Raw genomic sequence first — 26,737 nt, forward strand, 5'->3', positions numbered from 1 at the left:
GTTATGCTATAAAGCATTGCAGATGACAGCGGCATCTGGCGGCTATCACAGCAAAACGTATCAGGATGATTTTCAGCATGATGCTGAAACTTTTTCAGGAAGAAACAGGGACACCTCCAGGAGGGAGACAGGGAGCCGTTCGGGATGAACGGCGGGTCAGGATGACTTTGAAGGACGGACTCAGGATGAGACAGGACGAAATGTCAGGATGAAAGAGGGACGCGGGCAGGATGCCAGAGTAAGGATCGCTGCAGGGAAAAGTTTTCAGGGATGAGCAGGGAGCATCGCAGGTAGCCGGATCGCTGCAAAACGCATCGGGGGTACTGAATTTCAGTACCCCCTTTTTCTGTCCGCGATTCGGCTGGAACGTTGGGCGGGGCAGGGTTCAATGTTATCCTTTACCCTTTGACCCGGCAGGAAACGATGATGAGTACAGAACAGCAGATAAGAGCGTCGCTATTGGCGATCGAACAGGCGATGCGGGATATCGCTTTATGGCAGACGCAGCCGCCGGCCGGCGAAGCCTTTGCCAGCAGCGAGCCGTTCTGTATTGATACGCTGCGCCCTGAACAGTGGCTGCAGTGGGTGCTGCTGCCGCGTATGCACGCTTTGCTAGACAGCGGCGCGGCGCTGCCGGCGCGCTTCGTCATCACGCCCTATTTTGAAGAGGCGCTGGAAGGCGATGCCGCCGGGCTGGCGCGGCTGTTGGCCCATCTGCGCCAGCTGGATACTTTTTTTGCCGGAGATAGCGATGCCTGAAATCATTTATCAGGATGAACATCTGGTGGCGGTCAATAAGCCTTCCGGCTGGCTGGTGCACCGAAGCTGGCTCGATCGTAAAGAGAAAGTGGTGCTGATGCAGACCGTGCGCGACATGATCGGACAGCATGTATATACGGTCCATCGCCTGGATCGCCCTACGTCCGGCATATTGCTGATGGCGCTATCGCCCGAGGTGGCCCGCCTGCTGTCGCAGCAGTTCGAGCGGCACGGCGTACGCAAGGTTTATCACGCCGTGGTGCGCGGCTACGTCCATGAGCAGGACACCATCGATTACGCGCTGACCGAAGAGCTGGATAAAATCGCCGACAAGTTCAGCTCGCCGGATAAAGCGCCGCAGCCGGCCGTCAGCCATTACCGCGCGCTAGCCCGCGTCGAACGGCCGGTAGCGGTCGGCCGCTACGACAGCGTGCGCTACAGCCTGCTGGAGCTGACGCCGGAAACCGGCCGCAAGCATCAGCTGCGCCGCCATCTTTCCCATATCCGTCACCCGATTATCGGCGATTCGGCCCACGGCGATCTACGGCAGAATCGCGCCATGGCCGCGCATTTCGGCTGCCCCCGCTTGATGCTGCACGCCAGCCGGCTGACGCTGACGCATCCGATCAGCGGCGAACCGCTGGCGCTGGACGCCCGCTGGGACGCCCCGTGGCAGGGCGCGATGCGGCAATTTGGCTGGCAAGGGCTTCTCCCTGATTTTGAAAGGGTTGAGTTTGCCGCGCAGTCCGGTCAGGATAGCAGCTCTTTTTTATAAGACAGTCGAACCAATATTCGTCCGGTTCCGGATGCGGCCGATCGGCGCCGCGCTGAACAACGACGGGTATCTAAGCTAAGCCGCTAACTACAGGAGTCAGAGAGATGGCGCAGATTGGTATTTTTGTGGGAACGGTCTACGGAAATGCGTTGCTGGTGGCCGAAGAAGCAGAAAATATCCTCAGAGAGCGCGGACACGACGTTACGCTGTTTGAGGAAGGCTCGCTTGAATCCTGGCAGCGTTATCAGCATGTGCTGGTGGTGACCTCCACCACCGGGCAAGGCGATCTGCCGGATACTATTGCGCCGCTCTATCAGGCGCTGCGCGACGGCGGCGTCTATCAGCCGACGCTGCATTACGGGCTGATCGCGTTGGGCGACAGCAGTTACGATCACTTTTGCGGCGCGGGCCGTAAGTTCGATGCGTTGTTACAGGAAACTGGCGCGCAGCGCAGCGGGGACGTGCTGGAGATTGACGCCACCGAGAATCCGGAACCGGAAGTGGTCGCCTGTCCGTGGGTTGAGGCCTGGGCTCAGCAGATTGAGGTCTGAGTCACGGGATCGCACCGCGGCGGCAGGTTGGCTACCCCGGTGCGCGTAAAGCATTAGCGATTTTTGCTTAGTTTTTCCAGATCGGCTTCGATTTCACGGATTTTGTTGTTAACCACATTTTCCAGATGACGCAGGTCGTCGAGAATCTTGCGTTTCAGATCGACTTCCACCTGTTCATGCTGGCAAATCTGGTCCAGCTCATCGATCACATAGCGCAGGTTTGGACTGATCTCGTTGATCTCTTTATACCCCTGGCCGGAGTTGTCGGCCATGATCGTTTTACGCTGGCGCGGGTATTTAAATTTCACGCTGCGGGAAAAAAACTCGCCTTTGTCCTTGCGGAAATAGATCTTCAGGATATCGTTGCTGGCCTCCTGGCGCAGGCTATAACGTTCGATCTCACCCGGATCGGCAATGCCCAGGCTTTTCAGATTGTCGTACATGGATCCACCTTTGTCGTCTTCAGCGTTATCGTTTCATTACGGCCTTGAATCGCCTACCCGGCCATGCCTGCTTGTTGATCTATCTTGATAACGTTCAGGCTGCCCGCAGCACGGAGACGGCTCTCCGCCCGCAGCCTGACGCTATCGTACGGCGCCCAACGGCGCCGAATGCGCTTTAGTCGATGGTACGCAGCAGTTCGTTGATGCCGACTTTACCGCGGGTCTTGGCATCCACTTTTTTCACGATTACCGCGCAGTACAGGCTGTAGCGGCCATCTTTGGACGGCAGGTTGCCGGAAACCACCACCGAGCCCGCCGGTACGCGGCCATAATGCACTTCGCCGGTTTCACGGTCGTAGATTTTGGTGCTCTGACCGATAAAGACGCCCATGGAGATCACCGAGCCCTCTTCTACGATCACGCCTTCCACTACTTCGGAACGGGCGCCGATAAAGCAGTTGTCTTCGATGATGGTCGGGTTGGCCTGCAGCGGCTCCAGCACGCCGCCGATGCCGACGCCGCCGGACAGGTGAACGTTTTTACCAATCTGCGCGCAGGAACCGACGGTGGCCCAGGTGTCGACCATGGTGCCTTCGTCAACGTGAGCGCCGATATTGACGTAGGACGGCATCAACACGGTATTGCGGGCGATAAACGCGCCCTGGCGCACGCTGGCCGGCGGAACGACGCGGAAGCCTTCCCGCTGAAAACGCGCTTCGTCGTAGTCGGCGAATTTCATCGGCACTTTATCGTAGTAGCGGGTTTCCGCTCCTTCGGAGATGCGGTTATCGTTAATGCGGAAAGAGAGCAGAACTGCTTTCTTCAGCCACTGATGGGTCACCCACTGGCCGTCAATCTTTTCTGCCACGCGCAGGGCGCCGCTATCCAGCAGGCCAATGACCTGATTAACCGCTTCACGCGTGACGGTATCCACGCTGGCCGGCGTAATTTCAGCGCGGCGTTCGAAGGCTTGTTCAATAACGTTTTGTAATTGCTGCATCCTGTTATTCTCTTTCCTGATGATCATGGGTAAAAATTAATAGTCAGCCGGCTGACGGCCTGTCGCTCCGTCCCGTCGCGCAACGTTCGCATGGCGCGACGCTGGGCGGGGAGGCGATGGCGACGAGGCCGTCAGGGCGTTGCGTTCACATCACCCATCTTACGATATTTTATCGTTCGGGTTGAGTGTATCTATCAACCGCTGGCGTAATTCGCCGCGCAATTCGGGACTCAGTGCACGCCGCGCGCCGTCGGCCAGAATAAATAAGTCTTCCACCCGTTCGCCGATCGTGGTGATGCGCGCGCCGTGCAGCGATAGATTCAGATCGGCGAAAACCTCGCCGATGCGCGCCAGCAGACCTGGCTGGTCGAGCGCGATCAGCTCCATGTAGCTGCGGCGATCGGTGTGGGTCGGCAGGAAGTTGACTTCAGTCGGCACGCTGAAATGGCGCAGGCGGGCCGCGGCGCGGCGCGCGCGCGGATTCTGATAGTGGCGCTGGGTCAACGCCTGTTCCAGCGCGTAGCGGATCATTTCATGCCGATCCTGCGCCAGCGGACTGCCGTCCGGCTCCAGTACGATAAACGTATCCATCGCCATTCCGTCGCGGCTGGTAAAGATCTGCGCGTCATGTACGCTCAGGTTGCGCCGATCCAGTTCGCCGGCCACCGCCGCGAACAGATAGGGTCGGTCCGGGCTCCAGATAAAGATCTCGGTGCCGCCGCGGCTGGCCTGATGGCTGATCAACACCAGCGGTTTACTGGTATCGTGCTCCAGCAGATGACGGGCATGCCACGCCAGCTGGTTGGGCGAGTGACGCAGGAAGTAGTCGGCGCGGCAGCGGCTCCAGATATTGTGCAGCGCCTCTTCGTCGATATTGTCCATGCGCAGCAGCGCCAGCGCCTGCAGGCGGTGGTGGCGCACTCGCTCGCGCAGGTCGGGCGTATTCTGCATGCCGCGCCGCAGCTGTTTTTCCGTGGCGAAGTAGAGTTCGCGCAACAGGCTCTGTTTCCAGCTGTTCCACAACGTTTCGTTGGTGGCGCAAATATCGGCTACGGTCAGGCTGACCAGGTAGCGCAGGCGGGTTTCGCTCTGCACTTCGGCGGCAAACTGCTGAATGACGGTCGGATCCTGAATATCCCGGCGCTGGGCGGTCACCGACATCATCAGGTGGCGACGCACCAGCCAGGAAACCAGTTGCGCTTCGCGCGAATTCAGGCCGTGCAGCGCCGCGAATTCCAGCGCGTCCTGCGCGCCCAGCTCCGAGTGGTCGCCGCCGCGTCCTTTCGCGATATCGTGGAACAGCGCCGCCAGCAGCAGCAGTTCGGGCTGCGGCAGCCGGGGATAGATCTCGACGCACAGCGGATGCTGCTGGCGCATTCTCTCGTCGGAGAAGCTTTCCAGTTTCAGCAGGACGCGAATGGTGTGCTCGTCGACGGTATAGGCATGGAACAGATCGAACTGCATCTGGCCGACGATCTTGTGCCACTGCGGCATATAGGCCCACAGCACGCTGTGGCGATGCATCGGCAGCAGCGCCCGTTTAACGGCGCGAGGGTGGCGCAGAATCGACATAAACAGCCGGCGCGCTTCGGGAATGGTGCACAGCGGGCTGCTCAGATTGCGGCGCGCGTGGCGCAACTGGCGCAGGGTAGTGGAGTAGATGCCCTTGATCTCACGGTTGCGCACCATCAGATAGAACATCCGCATGATGGACTCGGGCTGACGCATGAACAGCGTCTCGTCGCGCAGGTCGATTAAGCGGCCGCGCAGCTGAAAGTCCCGATCGAGCGGGCGCGGTTTTTCGCAGGTTTCCAGCGCCAGAATCGCTTCGTCGAACAGCTGCAGCAGCATATGGTTCAGTTCGCTGACGCGGCGGGTGACGCGGAAGAAGTCCTTCATCATATGCTCTACCGGGGCGTTGCCTTCCCCTTCGTAGTGCAGCATATGCGCCACGCTAAGCTGCCGGTCGAACAGCAGGCGGTTATCGTAACGGGTCAACACCAGGTGCAGCGCAAAGCGGATGCGCCACAGAAAGCTCTGGCATTCGTTCAGCTCCTTGCGTTCGGCTTCGGTCAGAAAACCAAAACCGACCATTTCATCCAGCGAAGTGGCGCCGAAGTGGCGGCGCGCGACCCACAGCAACGTATGAATATCGCGCAGCCCGCCGGGGCTGCTTTTAATATCCGGCTCCAGGTTATAGCTGGTGCTGTGATAGTGCTGATGGCGCTCCTGTTGCTCGGTCAGTTTGGCCGAAAAGAACTGCTGCGACGGCCAGAAACTGTCGCTGAACACCTGTTTTTGCAGTTGCAGAAACAGCGTCACGTCGCCGCACACCAGACGGGATTCGATTAGATTGGTGGCGACGGAAATATCGGCCAGTCCTTCCTGCAGGCACTGCGCCAGGGTGCGCACGCTGTGGCCGACTTCCAGCTTCAGATCCCACAGCAGAGTGATCAACTGGCCGGCCAGCTGCGCCTGGTCGTCGTCGAGCTTATCCTGGCTCAGGATCAGTACGTCGATGTCGGACAGCGGATGCAGTTCTCCGCGCCCATAGCCGCCGACGGCGACCAGCGCGCAGGCCGGGATCTGTTCAAAACCGTAAAAACGCCACAGACGCTGCAGCAGATGATCGATGAACAGCGTGCGCGCGTCGATCAGCGTTTCCGCGTCAACGCCCTGGCGAAAGCGTTCGGCCATCCAGTTCTGATGTTGCTCCAGCGCCTGCTTGAGCGCGGCGCACCCCAGCATGTCATCGCTGTAGCTCAGTGGGGATGCGGGTTGCCCGGCATCGATAGCGCGATCGGATTGCGCGAGTCTGTCGTTCATAATGCTCATCCCATCCATTTAGCAACTGGATTCGCCGGACAATGCCGTCCCCCTCGTTTCCGCGCCGCGCCGGCTCCGCTCATGGAGTCAGGCGACGATTCTCATGAGGTTTCTCCGCCCGTGCGGGCGGGGAGCGGCGGTCTGACGGAGAGGGAAGCGATGCCGCGGAATATTACGCGTCGGCGGTTTAACCGCCCGTGTCGGCGGGCGGCTACGCTGAGCGATAGCGGCGTTGGTTTACCCCTGATGGGTAATGACGGCGGGGATGGTGTCATCCTTGCGCAGCGTCATTATTTCGCAGCCGTTTTCGGTTACCACAATAGTATGCTCATACTGCGCCGACAAGCTGCGATCTTTGGTTTTTACCGTCCAGCCGTCTTTCATGGTGCGGATGCGGTAGTCGCCGGCGTTGACCATCGGTTCGATGGTGAAGGCCATGCCCGGCTGCAGCACCACGCCGCCGTCGTCGGCGTCATAGTGCAGCACCTGCGGCTCTTCGTGGAAGCCGGTGCCGATGCCGTGGCCGCAGTATTCTCGCACCACGGAGAAGTCATGTCCTTCGACGAATTTTTGAATCTCTTTGCCGAGGGTGCGCAGACGAATGCCCGGTTTGACCATGCGCAGCGCCAGGTAAAGGCTTTCCTGCGTGATATGGCACAGGCGTTCGCCGAGAATGGTCGGCTTGCCGGCGATAAACATTTTCGACGTATCGCCATGGAAACCGTCTTTAATGACCGTGACGTCGATGTTGACGATGTCGCCGTCTTTCAGCTTTTTGTCGTCGCTGGGAATACCGTGGCAGACCACTTCATTGATCGAAATGCAGACGGATTTGGGGAAACCGTGATAGCCGAGGCAGGCGGAAACGGCTTTTTGTTTATTAACAATGTGATCGTGACAGATTCTGTCCAGTTCGCCGGTGCTGACGCCCGGCACTACGTGGGGTTCGATAATTTCCAGCACTTCGGCGGCCAGACGTCCGGCCACGCGCATTTTTTCGATATCTTCAGCTGTCTTTATTGATATTGCCATGAAAAGTTGTCCGCAGGTGTCGTATAAGCGACGGAATGAATTAAGGAACGAAACTAATAACCTATGTTATCAGCCCTGTCAGACGGTGCCAAATTATCATTCTGTCGGCGCGCGCGAAGCGCAACAAATGTTGGTGTCCCGGGCGGGATTATGGTATAAAGCGCGCCGGTGATCCGGCTGGATATCTTTCGCGTTATCGGCCGATACACCGGAAACTCACTTTGTGTATATAACACACACGTGTCGGCACATGCGCCGGGGTGCTCCCGGGTCTTTTACCCTGGGGTCGGCGTTATGGGACACGTGGAGGCATAACCCCATACTTAATTTATAGAGGTAATCATGGCAACTGTTTCCATGCGCGACATGCTCAAGGCTGGCGTACACTTTGGTCACCAGACCCGTTACTGGAACCCGAAAATGAAACCGTTCATCTTCGGCGCGCGTAACAAAGTTCATATCATCAACCTTGAGAAAACCGTCCCCCTGTTTAATGATGCCCTGGCCGAGCTGAGCAAAATCGCTTCTCGTAAAGGCAAAATTCTGTTTGTGGGCACCAAACGCGCAGCAAGCGAAGCGGTAAAAGAAGCTGCAGTCAGCTGCGATCAGTTCTTCGTGAACCATCGCTGGCTGGGCGGCATGCTGACTAACTGGAAAACCGTTCGTCAGTCCATCAAGCGTTTGAAAGATCTGGAAACCCAGTCCCAGGACGGCACTTTCGATAAGCTGACCAAGAAAGAGGCGCTGATGCGCGCTCGTGAACTGGACAAGCTGGAAAACAGCCTGGGCGGTATCAAAGATATGGGTGGCCTGCCAGACGCGCTGTTCGTTGTTGATGCTGACCACGAACACATTGCAATCAAAGAAGCCAACAACCTGGGTATTCCGGTATTTTCTATCGTTGATACCAACTCCGATCCGGATGGCGTTGACTTCATTATCCCTGGTAACGACGATGCGATCCGTGCAGTTAACCTGTACCTGAGCGCAGTTGCCACCGCTATCCGTGAAGGCCGTTCTCAGGATCTGGTCGAACAGGCGGAAGAAAGCTTCACTGAAGCTGAATAATAAGGCCTGCTCGCAAGAGCCCTTATTAACCAGGTATTGACATATGTTGGTTAGGGGCCTTTACGGCCCCTTTTTTACTTATCTCCCCACCATGAGATAACCGAGGAAAAGATAATGGCTGAAATTACCGCTGCCCTGGTAAAAGAACTGCGTGAGCGTACTGGCGCAGGCATGATGGAATGTAAAAAAGCGCTGGTTGAAGCAAACGGCGATATCGAACTGGCTATCGACAACATGCGTAAGTCCGGCCAGGCTAAAGCCGCTAAGAAAGCAGGCCGTGTGGCTGCTGAAGGTATTATCCTGACTAAAATTTCCGCTGACGGCAAATTTGGCGTCATCGTTGAGCTGAACTGTGAAACCGACTTTGTCGCCAAAGATGCCGGCTTCAAAGCGTTTGGCGAAGAAGTGGTCAGCGCCGCGCTCAACGAACGCATCAGCGACGTTGAAGTACTGAAAGCGAAATTCGAAGACACCCGTACCGCACTGGTGGCGAAAATTGGTGAAAACATCAATATCCGTCGCGTGACCGTTCTGGAAGGCGAACTGCTGGGTTCTTACCTGCACGGCGCCCGCATCGGCGTGCTGATTGCCGCTACCGGCGCGGACGAAGAGCTGATCAAACACATCGCGATGCACATCGCCGCCAGCAAACCGGAATACGTTAAGCCTGAAGACGTACCGGCCGACGTCGTTGCGCGCGAACACCAGATCCAGCTGGATATCGCCGTACAGTCCGGCAAACCGCGTGAAATCGCGGAAAAAATGGTTGAAGGCCGCATGCGCAAGTTCACCGGCGAGATCTCTCTGACCGGCCAGCACTTCGTGATGGACCCGAACAAAACCGTTGCTCAACTGCTGAAAGAGCACAATGCTGACGTTACCGGCTTCGTTCGTTTCGAAGTTGGCGAAGGTATTGAGAAGGCTGAAGTTGATTTCGCGGCGGAAGTCGCTGCGATGAGCAAGCAGTCTTAAGTAACATGAGGAGCCGCCGACTGGCGGTTCCTTTTTATCCTGCCACACTAAATTCAGCCGCTCTCTGCCGCTCTGCTGGCGTATAACGAGAGGTTGCGGCACAATTTCCAGTACAACAACGGCTTGTTAGGACAAGAACACCATGGCAACCAATGCAAAACCTGTATATCAACGAATCCTGCTTAAACTGAGTGGCGAAGCGCTGCAAGGTCCAGATGGTTTTGGTATCGATGCGAGCATTCTGGACCGCATGGCTCAGGAAGTGAAAGAACTGGTTGAACTGGGCATTCAGGTCGGTGTGGTAATCGGCGGCGGCAATCTGTTCCGCGGCGCGGGCCTGGCGAAAGCGGGGATGAATCGTGTTGTGGGCGACCACATGGGGATGCTGGCTACCGTCATGAATGGCCTCGCCATGCGCGACGCATTGCATCGTGCCTATGTGAACGCCCGTCTGATGTCCGCTATTCCGCTTAATGGCGTCTGCGATAACTATAGCTGGGCCGAGGCGATCAGCCTGCTGCGCAATAATCGCGTGGTGATTTTATCGGCGGGCACCGGCAATCCTTTCTTCACCACCGATTCGGCCGCCTGTCTGCGCGGTATTGAAATCGAGGCCGATGCGGTGCTGAAAGCCACTAAGGTCGACGGCGTCTATTCGGCCGATCCGGTGCAGGATCCGACGGCAGTGCTGTACGAAACCCTGAGCTATCAGGAAGTGCTGGAACGTGAACTCAAAGTGATGGACCTGGCCGCCTTTACCCTCGCACGCGATCACAATCTGCCGATTCGCGTATTCAATATGAATAAACCCGGCGCGCTGCGTCGCGTGGTGATGGGCGAAAAAGAAGGGACGCTGATTAGCAGCAACGGCTGACGGCAATACTCTGCCGGCGGCTTTCAGGCTCGGCGGCGGGAGAACGCCTCCGCGGTTTTAAAGCGGTCGGCTATAAGGTAATATCATGCGCTGGTGATGCGTGAGATTGCCCGCTTCGGCCAGTCGTGACGGCTGGCGTTAATATTCATCGGATCGCGCTCTGGCGCGGTCCGCCAGGCAACCAGTTTTGCAAGGGTTCACAACGTGATTAGTCAAATCAGAAAAGATGCTGAAACACGCATGGATAAGTGCGTTGAGGTTTTCAAATCTCAGATCAGCAAAGTTCGTACCGGCCGGGCATCGCCCAGTCTTCTCGACGGCATTCAGGTCGAGTATTATGGCAGCGCGACACCGCTGCGCCAGCTGGCAAACGTGGTGGCGGAAGACTCCCGCACTCTGGCCATTACGGTATTTGACCGTAGCCTCGGCCCGGCGGTGGAAAAAGCGATCATGGCCTCTGATTTAGGCCTTAACCCTTCCTCCGCCGGTGCGGTGATTCGCGTTCCGCTGCCGCCGCTGACGGAAGAGCGTCGTAAAGATCTGATTAAAATTGTGCGTGGTGAAGCCGAACAGAGCCGCGTATCGGTGCGTAACGTGCGCCGCGATGCGAACGATAAACTGAAAGCGCAGCTGAAAGACAAAGCGATCAGCGAAGATGAAGAGCGTCGCGCACAGGATGATATCCAGAAGCTGACCGACGGTTTTATCAAAAAAATAGATGCCGCGCTGGCGGAAAAAGAAACCGAGTTAATGGATTTCTAATCCATTAACTGCAGGGAGCGTCGCAGAGTGAGAGTCTTCGCTGTTCGCAGTGAACTCGCCTGCGGCGCTTTATTTTTTATCATTGGTTAATGACTCCATTGATGCAGGCTAAGCCTCTCAGGACGTTCAGGTTTGTTGTCGTCATTTTGCTATGTGCTTCATAGACAGATGATGGCCGTGCTATCAGACTCACGTACCTTCCTGCTATCAAATCCAGTTATTCAGAGCATGTTGATGAAGCAACTGACTATTCTTGGCTCCACTGGTTCCATTGGCACCAGCACGCTGGCCGTGATCAAAGCAAACCCGGATAAATTTTCCGTCAGGGCCCTGGTGGCCGGGCGCAATGTGGCGTTAATGGCGCGGCAGTGCCTGGCCTTTCGTCCGGCGTGGGCCGCGATGGCCGATGAAGCCGCGGCGCAGGCGCTGCGCGAGATCCTGCGCCAGCAGGGCTGCCGGACGGAGGTGTTATCCGGGCCGCAGGCCGCCTGCGAGCTGGCGGCGCTGGATGACGTGGACCAGGTAATGGCGGCGATCGTCGGGGCGGCCGGGCTGCTGCCGACGCTGGCGGCCATTCGGGCCGGAAAACAGGTGCTGCTGGCTAATAAAGAAGCGCTGGTGACCTGCGGCCGTCTGTTTATGGACGCGGTGGCGCACAGCGGCGCGCAGCTTTTACCGATAGACAGCGAACATAATGCTATTTTTCAGAGTTTACCTGAGCAAATTCAGCGCCAGTTAGGCTACGCTTCTCTGGAGCGCAATGGAATTGAGCGCATTGTTCTGACCGGCTCGGGCGGTCCTTTCCGTGAAACGCCGCTGGCCGCGCTGCGGGAGGTGACGCCGGACCAGGCGTGCGCGCACCCCAATTGGTCGATGGGGCGTAAGATCTCGGTCGATTCCGCGACCATGATGAATAAAGGTCTGGAGTACATCGAGGCGCGCTGGCTGTTTAACGCTTCGGCGAAGCAGATGGAAGTGATCATTCATCCGCAGTCGGTGATTCATTCGATGGTGCGCTACCGGGACGGCAGCGTGTTGGCGCAACTGGGCTCGCCGGATATGCGTACGCCGATTGCGCACGCGATGGCTTATCCGCAGCGGGTCGATGCCGGGGTAACGCCGCTGGACTTTTGCCGGCTGGGCGCACTGACCTTTAGCGCGCCCGACTACCAACGCTATCCCTGTCTGCAACTGGCTATCGATGCGTTTGAACAGGGCCAGGCCGCCACCACGGCGCTCAATGCGGCCAATGAAGTGGCGGTGGAAGCCTTTTTGCAGTCCCGCATCCGTTTTACCGATATTGCCGCGATTAATCAGCAGGTGATCGACCGGCTGACGTTGGCGGAACCGGTAAGCGTTGATGAGGTCTTATCAATCGATCGTTGGGCTCGTCAGAGCGCCAATCAGCGTCTGGTAAGTTACCGGAAGTAAAGCGCGTGTCGCTCTCGCTCAGTTTGTTCATGCACGATGGAGGTGGTATAGTCTGCGCCTCTCATCATCGGTAACAGAATGTTATGATACCGGCGATGCGAACAGCCGTGCTTGCTCACGGCTTTTTTGCGCTCACGGGTCTGATGTTACGGAAGGACTGTTGTATTTCTTACTTGAGGAAATAAGTACGCGTTATGCCGTCCGAAAATCAACAAAGTGCAAATAATTTGCCATTCTCCGGGCCGCGGCACGTCGCTATCATTATGGATGGCAACGGCCGCTGGGCGAAAAGCCGGGGGAAACTGCGGATCTTCGGTCACCAGGCCGGTGTGAAATCTGTGCGGCGCGCGGTCAGTTTCGCTGTCAGTCGTCACCTGGATGCGTTGACGCTGTACGCGTTTAGCAGTGAAAACTGGAACCGCCCCGCGCAGGAAGTGACGGCGCTGATGGAGCTGTTTGTCCGCGCGCTGGATAGTGAAGTGAAAAGTTTACATAAACATCATGTCCGTCTGCGCATCATCGGCGATATCAGCCGTTTTAGCCCGCGCCTGCAGGAACGCATTCGCCGTTCCGAAGAATTAACTAAAAATAATCCGGGACTCACGCTGAATATTGCGGCGAATTATGGCGGCCGTTGGGATATTATTCAGGGGGTGCAACGTCTGGCGGAACAGGTACAGGAAGGGCAACTGCGCCCGGATGAGATCACTGAAGAATCCTTATGCCAGCATGTTTGCCTGAACGAACAGGCGCCGGTGGACTTAGTGATCAGGACCGGCGGTGAACATCGCATCAGTAATTTTTTGCTGTGGCAGATCGCCTACGCCGAACTGTTCTTTACCGATGTTCTCTGGCCCGATTTTGATGAACAAGTCTTTGAAGGTGCGCTGACTGCATTTGCGCAGCGTGAGCGCCGCTTCGGGGGAACAACACCTGCCGATGCTGAGCATCCTGGGGGGAACTTTTGCTGAAGTATCGCCTGATAACCGCTTTTATTTTAATTCCAGTTGTCATCGCCGCTCTGTTTTTATTACCGCCGCTCGGTTTCGCGTTGGTCACGCTGGCGGTGTGTATGCTGGCCGCCTGGGAATGGGGCCAGATGGCCGGTTTCGCTTCCCACTGCCAGCGCGTCTGGCTGGCTGTCTTCTGTGGTTTTTTGCTGGCGCTGATGATGCTCTCGCTGCCGGCGTACCATTATTCTGTTAATGTTTTGCAAATCAGTACCGCATTGTGGGTCGCGCTGGTATGGTGGCTCGTTGCGCTGGCGCTGGTTTTGTTTTATCCGGCGTCCGCGGCGCTGTGGCACCATTCCCGCGTCCTGCGCCTGGTGTTCGGCGTGTTGACGATTATCCCGTTTTTCTGGGGTATGATGGCGCTGCGCCAGTACAATTATGATGTGGATCCGTTTTCCGGCGCCTGGTGGCTGCTGTACGTCATGCTGCTGGTCTGGGGGGCGGACAGCGGCGCTTATGTATTCGGCAAGCTGTTCGGCCGGCATAAGCTGGCGCCGAAAGTGTCGCCGGGCAAAACCTGGGAAGGGCTGGTCGGCGGCCTGGCCACCTCGGCCGTGTTGTCCTGGCTGTTCGGCCGCTATGCGCCGCTGGCGATTGCGCCGCTCACGTTGCTGATTTGTTCGGTGGTCGCCGCGCTGGCTTCGGTACTGGGCGATCTGACCGAAAGCATGTTTAAACGCGAAGCGGGCATTAAGGACAGCAGCCATCTGATCCCGGGGCACGGCGGCGTGCTGGATCGTATTGATAGCCTGACGGCGGCGGTACCGGTTTTTGCCTGCCTGTTGCTGCTGGTGTTTAAAACCGTTTAAGGCGAACGTTAGGGATTATTTATGATGAATATCCTCTGGAGTCTGGCTGCGTTTATCGTTGCACTGGGTATCCTGATCACCGTGCATGAATTCGGCCACTTCTGGGTTGCTCGTCGCTGCGGAGTGCAGGTCGAGCGTTTCTCGATAGGCTTTGGCCGCGCGCTGTGGCGCCGCCGCGATCGCCAGGGGACGGAGTTCGTCATCGCGCTTATTCCGCTTGGCGGCTATGTTAAAATGCTGGATGAGCGTGTCGATACGGTGGCGCCGGAGCTGCGCCATCTGGCCTTCAATCATAAAACCGTCTGGCAGCGCGCGGCGATTGTCAGCGCCGGACCGATTGCCAATTTCCTCTTTGCCGTTATCGCCTGGTGGCTGGTCTTTGTGATCGGCGTGCCCGGCGTTCGGCCGGTGGTTGGCGAAATATTGCCCGATTCTATCGCTTTGCAGGCGGAAATCACGCCCGGAATGGAACTAAAGTCCGTTGACGGCATCGAAACGCCTGACTGGGATACGGCGCGCCTGGCGCTGATCGGTAAAATCGGCGACGGCGAAGTGACGATCGAAACCGCGCCTTTCGGCTCCGATCGACTCACGCGCAAAACGCTGGATCTGCGCGACTGGCATTTCGATCCCGAGAGGCAGGATCCGGTGACCTCGCTGGGCATTATTCCGCGCGGCCCGCAAATCGAGTCGGTTTTGACTCAGGTTCAGGCCGGTTCGGCGGCGCAAAATGCGGGTTTACAAGTCGGGGACAGGATCGTTAAAGTCGATGGGCTGCCGCTGACGCGCTGGCAGACGCTGGCCACCACTATCCGGGATAATCCCGGCAGCGACATTCTGCTGGAGGTGGAACGGGGCGGCGCCAGTCTGACGCTAACGCTGATTCCGGCGAGCAAATCGGCCTCCCGCGGGCGGATCGAAGGCTTTGCCGGCATTGTGCCGAAGGTCACGCCGCTGCCGGAAGAATACAGAATGCTGCGTCAGTATGGCCCGTTTAACGCCATTTATCATGCCGGAGAGAAAACCTGGCAACTGATGAAGCTGACGGTCAGTATGTTAGGTAAGCTGATTACCGGCGATGTAAAGCTGAACAACCTGAGCGGCCCGGTTTCGATTGCGCAGGGGGCAGGGGTGTCAGCGGACTACGGGTTGATTTATTACCTGATGTTTTTGGCGCTGATTAGCGTCAACTTAGGCATTATCAATCTGTTCCCTCTGCCGGTGTTAGATGGTGGACACCTGCTCTTTTTGGCGATTGAAAAGCTGAAAGGCAGGCCGGTTTCTGAGCGAGTACAGGACTTCAGTTATCGCGTCGGTACGATTCTGCTGATGCTGTTAATGGGGCTTGCACTTTTCAATGATTTCTCCCGCCTGTAGGGCGTGGGGCAGACCAGGAAAAACGCATAACAACGATGGCGATGAAAAAGTTGCTCATAGCGTCGCTGCTGTTCAGCAGCGCCACCGTATACGGTGCAGACGGGTTCGTAGTGAAAGATATTCATTTCGAGGGCCTGCAGCGGGTTGCTGTCGGTGCGGCATTGCTTAGCATGCCGGTCCGCGTTGGCGATAGCATCAGCGATGACGATATCGGTAATACGATTCGAGCGCTGTTCGCCACCGGTAATTTTGAAGACGTTCGGGTTCTGCGCGACGGCGGTACGCTGATTGTGCAGGTGAAAGAACGTCCGACCATCGCCAGTATCACCTTCTCCGGCAATAAGTCGGTGAAAGACGACATGCTGAAACAGAACCTGGAAGCCTCCGGGGTGCGGGTCGGCGAGGCGCTCGATCGCACCGCGTTGTCCAGCATCGAGAAAGGTCTGGAGGATTTCTACTACAGCGTAGGGAAATACAGCGCGTCGGTGAAAGCCGTGGTCACGCCGCTGCCGCGTAATCGCGTAGACCTGAAGCTGGTGTTTACCGAAGGCATGTCGGCGCAGATCCAGCAGATCAATATCGTTGGTAATCATGCGTTCAGCACCGAAGAGCTGATTTCGCGTTTCCAGCTGCGCGACGAGGTGCCCTGGTGGAACGTGGTCGGCGACCGCAAATACCAGAAGCAGAAACTGTCCGGCGATCTTGAAACGCTGCGCAGTTTCTATCTTGATCGCGGTTACGCGCGTTTTAATATTGATTCCACCCAGGTCAGCCTGACGCCGGACAAGAAAGGCATTTATATCACCATCAACCTGACGGAAGGCGATCAGTACAAACTGTCCGGCGTGGTGGTGAACGGCAACCTGGCCGGCCACTCCGCCGAAGTCGAAGGACTGACGAAGATCGAACCGGGCGAGCTGTACAACGGCACCCGGGTAACGCGCATGGAAGAAGATATTAAAAAGCTGCTGGGCCGCTATGGCTACGCTTACCCACGCGTGATTACGCAGCCGGATATCAACGATGCGGATAAGACGGTTAAACTGAATATTAATGTGGATGCGGGCAACCGTTTCTACGTGCGCCGCGTGCGCTTTGAGGGCAACGATACCTCCAAAGATTCTGTGCTGCGCCGTGAAATGCGCCAGATGGAAGGCGGCTGGCTGGGCAACGATCTGGTCGAACAGGGCAAAGAGCGCCTGAACCGTCTGGGCTATTTTGAAAGCGTGGACGTGGAAACGCAGCGCGTGCCGGGCACCGCCGATCAGGTCGACGTGACCTATAAGGTGAAAGAGCGTAATACCGGCAGCTTTAACTTCGGCATCGGCTTCGGTACGGAAAGCGGCGTCAGCTTCCAGGCGGGCGTGCAGCAGGACAACTGGCTGGGTACCGGTAATTCGGTCGGTATCAGCGGTACCAAAAACGACTATCAGACCTACGTCGAACTGTCGTTGACCGACCCGTACTTCACCGTCGACGGCGTTAGCCTGGGCGGGCGCATTTTCTATAACGATTTTAAAGCCTATGACGCGGACCTGTCCGATTACACCAATCGCAGTTACGGCATCGGCAGCACCCTCGGCTTCCCGATTAACGAGAACAACTCGCTGCGTCTCGGCCTCGACTACGTGCATAACGACGTGGCCGATATGTCGCCGCAGGTGTCGATGTGGCGCTATCTGAATAAAGTCGGCGTAGAGCCGGATATCGTCACCACCAATTCCCATTCCAACGCCGACTTTAAAGCGAATGATTTCTTCGTCAACGCCGGCTGGGTATACAACAATCTGGATCGCGGCTTCTTCCCGACCGACGGCACACGCGCCTCGCTAAACGCCAAGGTGACCGTGCCCGGTTCGGACAACGAATATTATAAAGTGACCTTTGATTCGGCCAGCTACTTCCCGATAAGCGATAATCACAATTGGGTACTGATGGGCCGCGCGCGCGCGGGCTATGCCGACGGTCTGGGCGGTAAGGAAGTGCCGTTCTACGATAACTTCTATGCTGGCGGCTCCAGTTCGGTGCGCGGTTTCCAGTCGAATACCATTGGCCCGAAAGCGGCCTACTACAGGTGCTCGTCCGCCAATGCCTCGTACGCCAACTGTCCGGTGGAAAAATCGGATGACGCCATCGGCGGCAACGCTATGGCGGTGCTGAGCGCCGAGCTGATTGTGCCGACGCCGTTTATCAGCGAAAAATACGCCAACTCGGTGCGCACCTCGCTGTTTGTCGATGGCGGTACGGTGTGGGATACCAACTGGGAAAATACGTACTATACGACGGAAGCCGGCGTGCCTGATTACAGCAAACCCGATAACTTCCGCGTATCGACGGGTATTGCCTTACAATGGATGTCTCCGCTTGGGCCATTGGTGTTCTCCTATGCCCAGCCGGTTAAAAAGTACGATGGAGACAAGTCGGAACAGTTCCAGTTTAATATCGGTAAAACCTGGTAATGTGACGTCGGCAGAACGTATCTCCCTGCCGGATTTCAGGCGGCGGCCGGTAGCCGAAAGCCTTCCCTGGCGCTTAGTCGAGAAGACGGGCGCGGGAAGACGGGAAGCCCGCCGCGCGCGGTCTGAAAGACCAAAAGGGGATAGCTATAAAGGTAAGTTACAGGTGTGACATGGCCGGGCGTTACACCGCCAGGGCGGTCGGGCTTTCAGGCCTTGCTCCCCGGTTTAACACGGTAAAAGTGTCATCGACACAAACAGGTTATGTTGAGGAGTTTATAGTGAAAAAGTGGTTATGTGCCGCAGGTTTAGGTTTAGCTCTGGCAGCTTCTGCCGGCGTTCAGGCAGCAGACAAAATTGCGGTGGTCAATGTCGCCAGCATTTTCCAGCAGTTGCCGCAGCGTGATACGGTGGCGAAACAGCTGGAAAACGAATTCAAGGGCCGCGCCTCTGAACTTCAGTCCCAGGAACGCGATCTGCAAACCAAAATGCAGCGTCTGCAGCGCGATGGTTCGACCATGAAGGCCAGCGAACGCAGCAAGCTGGAAAAAGACGTGATGGCGCAGCGCGAACAGTTCTCCAACAAAGCGCAGGCTTTCGAGCAGGATAACCGCCGCCGTCAGATGGAAGAACGCAATAAGATCCTGAGCCGTATTCAGGACGCCGTGAAATCCGTCGCCAGCAAAGAAGGTTATGACGTGGTGATCGACGCCAATGCCGTGGCTTACGCTGCTAATGCGAAAGATATCACCGCTGATGTTTTGAAACAGGTTAAATAATACATGCACTCAGTTCGACTGGCCGATCTGGCACAACAGTTGGATGCGCAACTACACGGTGATGGCGACATCGTCATCACCGGTGTAGCGTCTATGCATTCGGCGCAGGCTGGGCAGATTACGTTTTTGTCAGACAGCCGTTACCGTGAGCAACTGGCGGCGACGCAGGCCGACGCCGTGGTGTTGACGGAAGCGGATTTGCCATACTGCCAGCGTGCGGCGCTGGTGGTGAAAAATCCCTATCTGACCTATGCGCGTATGGCGCAACTGATGGATACCACGCCCTCTCCGGCGCAGGATATCGCGCCGGGCGCGGTCATTTCTCCGCAGGCTACCCTCGGGCAGCGCGTCGCCGTTGGGGCGAATGCGGTGATTGAATCCGGCGCGGTGCTAGGCGATGACGTGGTCATCGGCGCCGGCTGCTTTATCGGCAAAGAGGCGCGCATTGGCAACGGCACCCGTCTGTGGGCCAACGTCACGATTTATCATCGGGTGGAAATCGGCGAAAAATGCCTGATTCAGTCCGGTGCGGTGATCGGCTCGGATGGCTTCGGCTATGCGAACGATCGCGGCAATTGGGTTAAAATCCCTCAGCTCGGCACGGTGCGTATCGGCGATCGGGTAGAGATCGGCGCCAGTACCACTATTGACCGCGGCGCGCTGGACGACACGGTGATTGGTCACGGCGTCATCATTGATAACCAATGTCAGATTGCGCATAACGTGGTGATTGGCGACAATACCGCGGTGGCGGGCGGCGTGATCATGGCCGGTAGTCTGAAGATCGGTCGTTACTGTATGATTGGCGGCGCCAGCGTGATCAACGGCCACATGGAAATCTGCGACAAAGTGACGGTAACGGGAATGGGCATGGTTATGCGACCAATTTCCGAACCTGGGGTATACTCTTCGGGGATTCCGTTGCAGCCCAACAAGGTCTGGCGCAAGACGGCGGCGCTGGTGATGAATATTGATGAGATAAATAAACGGTTAAAAGCCGTTGAACGAAAAATCGATAAAGACTAGTCATCGGTGTCTTGCCTTACCGGGTAGTGAGTTACAGTAACGGTGCGAGCGTTTTTAAGCGTTCCATTCTAAATTTGCGGCCTGCCGGTTGACCCTTGTTTGGGGTCGGTGCAGGCCGTGTTGTTGATGTCATCCGAATTTATTGACAGGAAGAGTATTTTGACTACTGACACTCATACTCTGCATATTGAAGAGATTTTAGAGCTGCTACCACATCGTTTTCCTTTTTTGCTGGTAGATCGCGTCCTCGATTTTGAGGAAGGGAAGTTTTTACGTGCAGTTAAGAATGTTACATTTAACGAACCGTTCTTCCAGGGGCATTTTCCTGGCAAACCTATTTTTCCGGGCGTGCTGATTCTGGAAGCCATGGCTCAGGCCACCGGCATTCTGGCGTTTAAAAGCGTCGGTAAACTGGAGCCAGGCGAACTGTATTATTTCGCGGCCATTGATGAGGCGCGTTTTAAACGTCCTGTAGAGCCAGGGGATCAGATGATCCTGGAGGTCGAGTTTATTAAAGAGCGGCGCGGCGTTGCGCGTTTCAAAGGGGTGGCCAAGGTTGATGGCGAAATTGCCTGTGAAGCGTCAATGATGTGTGCTCGTCGTCGGGAGGCCTGATATCGTGATTGATCAAACCGCCTTTATTCACCCCAGCTCCATTGTGGAAGACGGCGCCGTCATCGGCGCCGGCGCGCACATTGGCCCGTTTTGCTTTATTGGCAGCCAGGTGGAAATCGGCGCCGGCACGGTACTGAAATCACACGTTGTGGTTAATGGCATCACTAAGATTGGCCGTGATAATGAAATTTATCAGTTTGCCTCTATTGGTGAAGTTAATCAGGACCTGAAATACGCCGGTGAGCCAACTCGCGTTGAGGTGGGCGATCGCAATCGTATCCGCGAAAGCGTCACCATTCATCGCGGCACCGAACAGGGCGGGGGAGTGACTAAAGTCGGCAGCGATAACCTGCTGATGATCAATACACATATTGCGCACGACTGCGTGGTTGGCGATCGCTGTATTCTGGCCAACAATGCGACGCTGGGCGGCCACGTTTCGGTGGACGATTACGCCATCATCGGCGGCATGACCGCGGTGCATCAGTTCTGCGTCATCGGCGCCCACGTTATGGTGGGCGGCTGTTCCGGCGTGGCGCAGGACGTGCCGCCGTTCGTGATCGCGCAGGGTAACCACGCCACGCCGTTCGGCATCAATATCGAAGGTCTGAAACGGCGCGGGTTCGATAAAGCGGCCCAGCATGCGATTCGCAATGCCTACAAGCTTATTTATCGCAGTGGCAAAACCCTGGATGAAGTAAAGCCAGAGATCGAAGCGCTGGCGGCGGAGTGCAAAGAAGTGCAGTCATTTGTCGACTTCTTTGCCCGCTCGACGCGCGGCATCATTCGTTAATCCATGCCGCGCCCGTTAGTGATTGGATTAGTCGCCGGAGAAACCTCCGGCGATATTCTTGGCGCCGGACTGATCCGCGCGCTAAAAGCGAAGGTGCCGGACGCCCGTTTTGTCGGCGTGGCCGGGCCGCGTATGCAGGCCGAGGGCTGCGAAGCCTGGTACGAGATGGAAGAACTGGCCGTGATGGGCGTGGTGGAAGTGCTGGAGCGTTTGCCCCGGCTGCTGAAAATCCGTCGCGATCTGACCCGGCGTTTCAGCCAACTCAAACCGGATGTGTTCGTCGGCATCGACGCGCCGGATTTCAATATCACGCTGGAAGGACGGTTGAAACAGCGCGGTATCTGCACTATTCATTATGTCAGCCCGTCCGTCTGGGCCTGGCGTCAAAAACGCGTTTTCAAAATTGGCAAGGCGACCGATCTGGTGCTGGCGTTTTTACCTTTTGAAAAAGCCTTTTACGATCGATTCAACGTTCCCTGCCGCTTTATTGGCCATACCATGGCCGATGCGATGCCGCTGCAGCCGGATAAACTGGCGGCCAGAGCAACGCTCGGGCTGGCGCCGGATGCGCGCTGTCTGGCTCTGCTGCCGGGCAGTCGGGGCGCGGAAGTGGAAATGCTGAGCGCCGATTTTCTGCGAACGGCCAGTCTGTTGCGGGCGCGTTTCCCGGCGCTGGAGATTGTGGTTCCGCTGGTCAACCAGAAGCGGCGGCAACAGTTTGAGGCGATTAAACTGGCGGTGGCGCCTGATTTGGCGCTGCACCTGCTGGACGGGCAGGCGCGCGAGGCGATGATCGCCAGCGATGCCGCGCTGCTGGCTTCCGGCACCGCGGCGCTGGAGTGTATGCTGGCTAAATGTCCGATGGTGGTTGGTTACCGGATGAAGCCGCTGACCTTCTGGCTGGCGCGCAAGCTGGTGAAAACCCAGTGGGTGTCGTTGCCGAATCTGCTGGCCGGACGCGAGCTGGTGACGGAGCTGTTGCAGCAGGATTGCGTGCCCGACAAACTGGCGGCGGCGCTGCTGCCGTGGCTGGAAGGCGGCGAACGCGCCGAGTCGCTGCGGCGCGACTTTCTGCAACTGCACCGGCAGATTCGCTGCAATGCGGACGAACAGGCGGCACAGGCGGTGCTGGAACGAGTTAAAGCATGAGTGATGTATTCATTTACCCGTCGGCGGCGCTGATTGCCGGCGTGGATGAGGTGGGGCGCGGTCCGCTGGTCGGCGCCGTGGTGACGGCGGCGGTGATTCTCGATCCGACCCGGCCGATTGTCGGCCTGGCGGACTCGAAAAAATTGAGCGAAAAACGTCGTCAGGCGCTGAGTCTGGAAATTAAACAGAAGGCGCTGGCCTGGAGTCTGGGGCGCGCCGAGCCGGAGGAGATCGACCGGCTCAATATCCTGCACGCCACCATGCTGGCGATGCAGCGCGCCGTCGCGGGTCTGGCCGTCACGCCCGAATGGGTGCTGGTGGACGGCAATCGCTGCCCCGCGCTGCCGATGCCGTCGCTGGCGGTGGTGAAAGGCGATAGCCGCGTGGCGGAAATTAGCGCGGCGTCGATTCTGGCCAAAGTGGCGCGCGATAGCGAAATGGTTGAGCTCGATCGGCGTTTCCCCGAATATGGCTTTGCGCAGCATAAAGGCTACCCGACCGCCTTTCATCTGGAAAAATTGGCCCTGCTGGGCGCGACGATCTATCACCGACGCAGCTTCGCGCCGGTTAAACGCGCGCTCGGTCTGGCTTAGCGCATTATTCCATTGCATTCCGGCGCCGTGTGCGGGCGCGTGATGTTGCCGCGCTGCGCCGGAGACGATGAATATACGCACCGCCTATCGGAGGGTTGCCCCGGGTAACCTGCTGACTAATCGATTAACTCTGGTATCTGGATATGGCCGAACCACGTTTTGTTCACCTGCGTGTTCACAGTGACTATTCCATGATTGATGGCCTGGCTAAAACCGGGCCGCTGGTCAAAAAGGCCGCCTCGATGGGGATGCCGGCGCTGGCGATCACTGATTTCACCAACCTGTGCGGTCTGGTGAAGTTTTACGGCGGCGCCAACGGGGCCGGCGTTAAGCCGATCGTCGGCGCGGATATTTATCTGCAGAGCGAACTGCTGGGCGATGAGCTGGCGCATCTGACCATCCTGGCGATGGACAACGAAGGTTACCAGAACCTGACGTTGCTGATTTCGCAGGCCTACCAGAACGGGTATGGCGCGGCCGGACCGGTCATTCAGCGCGATTGGCTGATCGGGCGCAGCCACGGCTTGCTGCTGCTGTCGGGCGGCCGCATGGGCGATACCGGCAAATTCATTCTGCGCGGCAACCAGGCGCTGGTCGATCAGTGTCTGGATTTCTGGCAGGAGCATTTTCCCGATCGCTACTACCTGGAACTGATCCGCACCGGTCGACCGGACGAAGAGAGTTACCTGCATGCGGCGGTGGCGTTGGCCACCGAACGCGGGCTGCCGGTAGTGGCGACCAACGATGTGTGCTTCATCAGTCCTGAAGACTTTGATGCGCATGAGATTCGGGTAGCCATTCACGACGGTTATACGCTGGACGATCCCAAACGGCCGCGCAACTACAGCCAGCAGCAGTATCTGCGCAGCGAAGAAGAGATGTGCGAGCTGTTCGCCGACATTCCCGAAGCCCTGATCAACAGCGTGGAAATCGCCAAACGCTGCAACGTGACCATCCGTCTGGGCGAATACTTCCTGCCTCAGTTCCCGACCGGCGACATGTCGACGGAAGATTATCTGGTAAAACGCGCCAAAGAGGGGCTGGAGGAACGGCTGGCGTTCCTGTTCCCGGATCCGCAGGTGCGGGCGCAGAAGCGGCCGGAGTATGACGAGCGTCTGGAGATTGAGCTCCAGGTGGTCAACCAAATGGGCTTTCCCGGCTACTTCCTGATTGTGATGGAATTTATCCAGTGGTCGAAGGATAACGATGTGCCGGTAGGACCGGGACGAGGGTCGGGCGCCGGCTCGCTGGTGGCCTACTCGTTGAAAATCACCGATCTCGATCCGCTGGAGTTTGATCTGCTGTTCGAACGCTTCCTTAACCCGGAACGCGTCTCTATGCCCGACTTCGACGTCGACTTTTGTATGGAGAAGCGCGACCGGGTTATCGATCACGTGGCGGAGATGTACGGCCGCGACGCGGTATCGCAGATTATCACCTTCGGCACCATGGCGGCGAAAGCGGTCATCCGCGACGTTGGCCGGGTGCTCGGCCATCCCTATGGTTTTGTCGATCGGATCTCTAAGCTGGTGCCGCCCGACCCGGGCATGACGCTGGAAAAGGCGTTCGCCGCCGAGCCGCAGCTGCAGGAAATCTATGATGCGGACGAGGAAGTCAAGGCGCTGATCGATATGGCGCGCAAGCTGGAAGGGGTCACGCGTAACGCCGGTAAACATGCGGGCGGCGTGGTGATCTCGCCGACTAAAATTACCGACTTCGCGCCGCTATACTGCGACGCCGAAGGCAACCATCCGGTGACTCAGTTCGACAAAAACGATGTTGAGTATGCCGGTCTGGTGAAGTTCGACTTCCTCGGCCTGCGTACGCTGACCATCATCGACTGGGCGCTGGAGATGATCAATGCGCGCCGGGCCAAACAGGGTCTGGAGCCGATCGATATTGCGGCCATTCCGCTCGACGATAAAAAAAGTTTCGATATGCTGCAGCGTTCGGAAACCACTGCGGTGTTCCAGCTTGAATCGCGCGGCATGAAGGATTTGATCAAACGCCTGAAGCCGGACTGCTTTGAAGATATGATCGCGCTGGTGGCGCTGTTCCGCCCCGGCCCGCTGCAGTCGGGCATGGTGGATAACTTTATCGACCGTAAGCACGGGCGAGAAGAGCTTTCCTACCCGGATAGCCAGTGGCAGCACGAGTCGCTCAAGCCGGTGCTGGAGCCGACCTATGGTATTATCCTGTATCAGGAACAGGTGATGCAGATTGCCCAGGTGCTGGCTGGCTATACGCTGGGCGGCGCGGATATGCTGCGCCGCGCGATGGGTAAGAAAAAGCCGGAGGAGATGGCGAAACAGCGCTCGGTGTTTAAAGAGGGCGCGGAGAGGATGGGCATCGACGGCGAGCTGTCGATGAAAATCTTCGACCTGGTGGAGAAATTCGCCGGTTACGGCTTTAACAAATCTCACTCGGCGGCCTATGCGCTGGTTTCCTATCAGACGCTGTGGCTGAAGGCGCATTATCCGGCGGAGTTCATGGCGGCCGTAATGACGGCGGATATGGACAACACCGATAAGGTGGTTGGTCTGGTGGATGAATGCTGGCGTATGGGGCTGAAAATTCTGCCGCCGGATATCAACAGCGGGTTATACCACTTCCACGTCAATGACAACGGCGAGATCGTGTACGGTATCGGCGCGATCAAGGGCGTGGGCGAAGGGCCGATCGAAGCGATTATCGAAGCGCGCAACCAGGGCGGCTATTTTAAAGAGCTGTTCGACCTGTGCGCGCGCACCGATATCAAAAAGCTTAACCGGCGCGTGCTGGAAAAGCTGATTATGTCCGGCGCCTTCGATCGGCTGGGGCCGCACAGGGCCGCGCTGATGAACTCGCTGGGCGATGCGCTGAAGGCGGCCGATCAGCATGCCAAAGCGGAGGCCATCGGCCAGACCGATATGTTCGGCGTGCTGGCCGAAGCGCCGGAGCAGATCGAACAGTCGTACAGTACGGTGGCGGCGTGGCCTGAACAGGTGGTGCTCGACGGCGAGCGGGAAACGCTGGGTCTGTATCTGACCGGCCACCCGATAACGCAGTATCTGAAAGAAATAGAACGTTATACCGGCGGGCTGCGCCTGAAGGATATGCATCCTACGGAGCGCGGCAAAATGACCACCGCCGTTGGGCTGGTGCTGGGTGCGCGCGTGATGGTGACCAAACGCGGCAACCGCATCGGCGTGTGTACGCTGGATGATCGTTCCGGTCGTCTGGAAGTGATGCTATTCACCGATGCGCTGGAAAAATATCAGCATTTGCTGGAAAAAGACCGTATCCTGATAGCAGTTGGACAGGTCAGCTTTGATGACTTTAGCGGGGGACTTAAAATGACTGCCCGCGAGTTAATGGATATCAGCGAAGCGCGGGAAAAATATGCGCGCGGTCTTGCTATCTCGCTGACCGACAGGCAAATTGATGACCAGCTTTTAAACCGTCTCCGCCAGTCGCTGGAACCCCATCGATCGGGGACGATTCCGGTGCATCTCTACTACCAGCGCGAGGATGCGCGAGCCCGGTTACGCTTTGGCGCGGCATGGCGGGTTACGCCAGCCGAAGCTTTGCTCATTGAGCTGCGTAAGCTGGTGGGTCTGGAACAGGTGGAACTGGAATTTGACTAATATAGGAA

23 protein-coding genes are annotated in these 26,737 nt (G+C 57.4%); 19 read left to right on the forward strand and 4 right to left on the reverse strand.

Translation table 11 applies throughout. From position 1 onward, the window contains the following. Window positions 1–426: 426 nt before the first annotated feature. From FJU30_RS22265 to FJU30_RS22275, 3 genes are all read left to right on the forward strand, one after another. Window positions 427–759: a YqcC family protein gene (locus tag FJU30_RS22265; RefSeq protein ID WP_150437286.1), complete on the forward strand. Its 333-nt coding sequence runs from the start codon at window positions 427–429 to the stop codon at window positions 757–759. Beyond that, complete coding sequence (gene truC / locus FJU30_RS22270; protein WP_150437169.1) at window positions 752–1,534, forward strand: tRNA pseudouridine(65) synthase TruC; 783 nt, start codon at window positions 752–754, stop codon at window positions 1,532–1,534. Before FJU30_RS22265 ends, truC begins: the two co-directional genes overlap by 8 nt. Window positions 1,535–1,638: 104 nt before the next feature. Continuing rightward, window positions 1,639–2,085 carry a flavodoxin gene (locus FJU30_RS22275; protein WP_150437170.1) on the forward strand — a complete coding sequence of 149 codons (447 nt, stop codon included), beginning with the start codon at window positions 1,639–1,641 and terminating at the stop codon, window positions 2,083–2,085. 53 nt (window positions 2,086–2,138) lie between these two features. Here FJU30_RS22275 and FJU30_RS22280 read toward each other — a convergent pair whose 3' ends face one another. From FJU30_RS22280 to map, 4 genes are all read right to left on the reverse strand, one after another. Beyond that, window positions 2,139–2,528 (reverse strand): DUF3461 family protein, encoded by a 390-nt coding sequence (locus FJU30_RS22280; protein ID WP_150437171.1) that lies wholly within the window; start codon window positions 2,526–2,528, stop codon window positions 2,139–2,141. 175 nt (window positions 2,529–2,703) lie between these two features. Next, window positions 2,704–3,528, reverse strand: coding sequence for a 2,3,4,5-tetrahydropyridine-2,6-dicarboxylate N-succinyltransferase (dapD, locus tag FJU30_RS22285; RefSeq protein ID WP_150437172.1), 825 nt, complete (start codon window positions 3,526–3,528; stop codon window positions 2,704–2,706). Between the two features lie 159 nt (window positions 3,529–3,687). Then, window positions 3,688–6,354 (reverse strand): bifunctional uridylyltransferase/uridylyl-removing protein GlnD, encoded by a 2,667-nt coding sequence (gene glnD, locus FJU30_RS22290; RefSeq protein ID WP_223881667.1) that lies wholly within the window; start codon window positions 6,352–6,354, stop codon window positions 3,688–3,690. 237 nt (window positions 6,355–6,591) lie between these two features. After that, window positions 6,592–7,386, reverse strand: coding sequence for a type I methionyl aminopeptidase (map, locus tag FJU30_RS22295; RefSeq protein WP_150437174.1), 795 nt, complete (start codon window positions 7,384–7,386; stop codon window positions 6,592–6,594). A 342-nt stretch (window positions 7,387–7,728) separates the two neighbouring features. Between map and rpsB the strand changes: the two genes are divergently transcribed. The 16 genes from rpsB (at window position 7,729) to dnaE (ending at window position 26,729) form a co-directional block, all read left to right on the forward strand. After that, window positions 7,729–8,454: a 30S ribosomal protein S2 gene (gene rpsB, locus FJU30_RS22300; RefSeq protein ID WP_150437175.1), complete on the forward strand. Its 726-nt coding sequence runs from the start codon at window positions 7,729–7,731 to the stop codon at window positions 8,452–8,454. A gap of 114 nt (window positions 8,455–8,568) precedes the next feature. Next, window positions 8,569–9,426, forward strand: coding sequence for a translation elongation factor Ts (tsf, locus tag FJU30_RS22305; protein ID WP_150437176.1), 858 nt, complete (start codon window positions 8,569–8,571; stop codon window positions 9,424–9,426). Between the two features lie 142 nt (window positions 9,427–9,568). Beyond that, window positions 9,569–10,300, forward strand: coding sequence for a UMP kinase (gene pyrH, locus FJU30_RS22310; protein ID WP_150437177.1), 732 nt, complete (start codon window positions 9,569–9,571; stop codon window positions 10,298–10,300). Window positions 10,301–10,504: 204 nt separating this feature from the next. Continuing rightward, window positions 10,505–11,062 carry a ribosome recycling factor gene (frr, locus tag FJU30_RS22315; protein WP_150437178.1) on the forward strand — a complete coding sequence of 186 codons (558 nt, stop codon included), beginning with the start codon at window positions 10,505–10,507 and terminating at the stop codon, window positions 11,060–11,062. Window positions 11,063–11,296: 234 nt separating this feature from the next. Then, on the forward strand, window positions 11,297–12,493 hold the full coding sequence (gene ispC, locus FJU30_RS22320) for a 1-deoxy-D-xylulose-5-phosphate reductoisomerase (RefSeq protein ID WP_150437179.1): 1,197 nt from the start codon (window positions 11,297–11,299) through the stop codon (window positions 12,491–12,493). Window positions 12,494–12,687: 194 nt separating this feature from the next. Continuing rightward, complete coding sequence (gene ispU, locus FJU30_RS22325) at window positions 12,688–13,464, forward strand: (2E,6E)-farnesyl-diphosphate-specific ditrans,polycis-undecaprenyl-diphosphate synthase (RefSeq protein ID WP_150437180.1); 777 nt, start codon at window positions 12,688–12,690, stop codon at window positions 13,462–13,464. Further along, on the forward strand, window positions 13,458–14,315 hold the full coding sequence (gene cdsA / locus FJU30_RS22330) for a phosphatidate cytidylyltransferase (protein ID WP_150437181.1): 858 nt from the start codon (window positions 13,458–13,460) through the stop codon (window positions 14,313–14,315). The genes ispU and cdsA overlap by 7 nt, the downstream gene beginning before the upstream one ends. Window positions 14,316–14,336: 21 nt before the next feature. Then, complete coding sequence (gene rseP / locus FJU30_RS22335; RefSeq protein WP_150437182.1) at window positions 14,337–15,692, forward strand: sigma E protease regulator RseP; 1,356 nt, start codon at window positions 14,337–14,339, stop codon at window positions 15,690–15,692. Window positions 15,693–15,727: 35 nt separating this feature from the next. Beyond that, window positions 15,728–18,151: an outer membrane protein assembly factor BamA gene (gene bamA, locus FJU30_RS22340; protein ID WP_150437183.1), complete on the forward strand. Its 2,424-nt coding sequence runs from the start codon at window positions 15,728–15,730 to the stop codon at window positions 18,149–18,151. Between the two features lie 278 nt (window positions 18,152–18,429). Continuing rightward, entirely contained in the window at window positions 18,430–18,927 is a 498-nt protein-coding gene (skp, locus tag FJU30_RS22345) for a molecular chaperone Skp (protein WP_150437184.1), read from the forward strand. A 3-nt stretch (window positions 18,928–18,930) separates the two neighbouring features. Further along, window positions 18,931–19,953, forward strand: coding sequence for a UDP-3-O-(3-hydroxymyristoyl)glucosamine N-acyltransferase (gene lpxD, locus FJU30_RS22350; protein WP_150437185.1), 1,023 nt, complete (start codon window positions 18,931–18,933; stop codon window positions 19,951–19,953). A 126-nt stretch (window positions 19,954–20,079) separates the two neighbouring features. Then, window positions 20,080–20,568 carry a 3-hydroxyacyl-ACP dehydratase FabZ gene (gene fabZ / locus FJU30_RS22355; protein ID WP_191091672.1) on the forward strand — a complete coding sequence of 163 codons (489 nt, stop codon included), beginning with the start codon at window positions 20,080–20,082 and terminating at the stop codon, window positions 20,566–20,568. Between the two features lie 4 nt (window positions 20,569–20,572). Continuing rightward, window positions 20,573–21,361, forward strand: coding sequence for an acyl-ACP--UDP-N-acetylglucosamine O-acyltransferase (gene lpxA / locus FJU30_RS22360; protein ID WP_150437187.1), 789 nt, complete (start codon window positions 20,573–20,575; stop codon window positions 21,359–21,361). 3 nt (window positions 21,362–21,364) lie between these two features. Next, complete coding sequence (gene lpxB / locus FJU30_RS22365) at window positions 21,365–22,510, forward strand: lipid-A-disaccharide synthase (protein WP_150437188.1); 1,146 nt, start codon at window positions 21,365–21,367, stop codon at window positions 22,508–22,510. Beyond that, entirely contained in the window at window positions 22,507–23,103 is a 597-nt protein-coding gene (rnhB, locus tag FJU30_RS22370) for a ribonuclease HII (RefSeq protein ID WP_150437189.1), read from the forward strand. Before lpxB ends, rnhB begins: the two co-directional genes overlap by 4 nt. 143 nt (window positions 23,104–23,246) lie before the next feature. Further along, the gene (dnaE, locus tag FJU30_RS22375; protein WP_150437190.1) at window positions 23,247–26,729 is read left to right on the forward strand and encodes a DNA polymerase III subunit alpha; all 3,483 of its coding nucleotides are present in this window, start codon (window positions 23,247–23,249) and stop codon (window positions 26,727–26,729) included. Window positions 26,730–26,737 lie beyond the last annotated feature (8 nt).

This window comes from Affinibrenneria salicis, assembly GCF_008710095.1.

Coding starts and splice junctions, on each gene's coding strand:
- FJU30_RS22265 (WP_150437286.1), top strand. CDS start 427: ATGAGTACAGAACAGCAGATAAGAGCGTCGCTATTGGCGATCGAACAG.
- truC (WP_150437169.1), top strand. CDS start 752: ATGCCTGAAATCATTTATCAGGATGAACATCTGGTGGCGGTCAATAAG.
- FJU30_RS22275 (WP_150437170.1), top strand. CDS start 1,639: ATGGCGCAGATTGGTATTTTTGTGGGAACGGTCTACGGAAATGCGTTG.
- FJU30_RS22280 (WP_150437171.1), bottom strand. CDS start 2,528: ATGTACGACAATCTGAAAAGCCTGGGCATTGCCGATCCGGGTGAGATC.
- dapD (WP_150437172.1), bottom strand. CDS start 3,528: ATGCAGCAATTACAAAACGTTATTGAACAAGCCTTCGAACGCCGCGCT.
- glnD (WP_223881667.1), bottom strand. CDS start 6,354: ATGAACGACAGACTCGCGCAATCCGATCGCGCTATCGATGCCGGGCAA.
- map (WP_150437174.1), bottom strand. CDS start 7,386: ATGGCAATATCAATAAAGACAGCTGAAGATATCGAAAAAATGCGCGTG.
- rpsB (WP_150437175.1), top strand. CDS start 7,729: ATGGCAACTGTTTCCATGCGCGACATGCTCAAGGCTGGCGTACACTTT.
- tsf (WP_150437176.1), top strand. CDS start 8,569: ATGGCTGAAATTACCGCTGCCCTGGTAAAAGAACTGCGTGAGCGTACT.
- pyrH (WP_150437177.1), top strand. CDS start 9,569: ATGGCAACCAATGCAAAACCTGTATATCAACGAATCCTGCTTAAACTG.
- ispC (WP_150437179.1), top strand. CDS start 11,297: ATGAAGCAACTGACTATTCTTGGCTCCACTGGTTCCATTGGCACCAGC.
- ispU (WP_150437180.1), top strand. CDS start 12,688: ATGCCGTCCGAAAATCAACAAAGTGCAAATAATTTGCCATTCTCCGGG.
- rseP (WP_150437182.1), top strand. CDS start 14,337: ATGATGAATATCCTCTGGAGTCTGGCTGCGTTTATCGTTGCACTGGGT.
- bamA (WP_150437183.1), top strand. CDS start 15,728: ATGGCGATGAAAAAGTTGCTCATAGCGTCGCTGCTGTTCAGCAGCGCC.
- lpxD (WP_150437185.1), top strand. CDS start 18,931: ATGCACTCAGTTCGACTGGCCGATCTGGCACAACAGTTGGATGCGCAA.
- fabZ (WP_191091672.1), top strand. CDS start 20,080: ATGTCATCCGAATTTATTGACAGGAAGAGTATTTTGACTACTGACACT.
- lpxB (WP_150437188.1), top strand. CDS start 21,365: ATGCCGCGCCCGTTAGTGATTGGATTAGTCGCCGGAGAAACCTCCGGC.
- rnhB (WP_150437189.1), top strand. CDS start 22,507: ATGAGTGATGTATTCATTTACCCGTCGGCGGCGCTGATTGCCGGCGTG.
- dnaE (WP_150437190.1), top strand. CDS start 23,247: ATGGCCGAACCACGTTTTGTTCACCTGCGTGTTCACAGTGACTATTCC.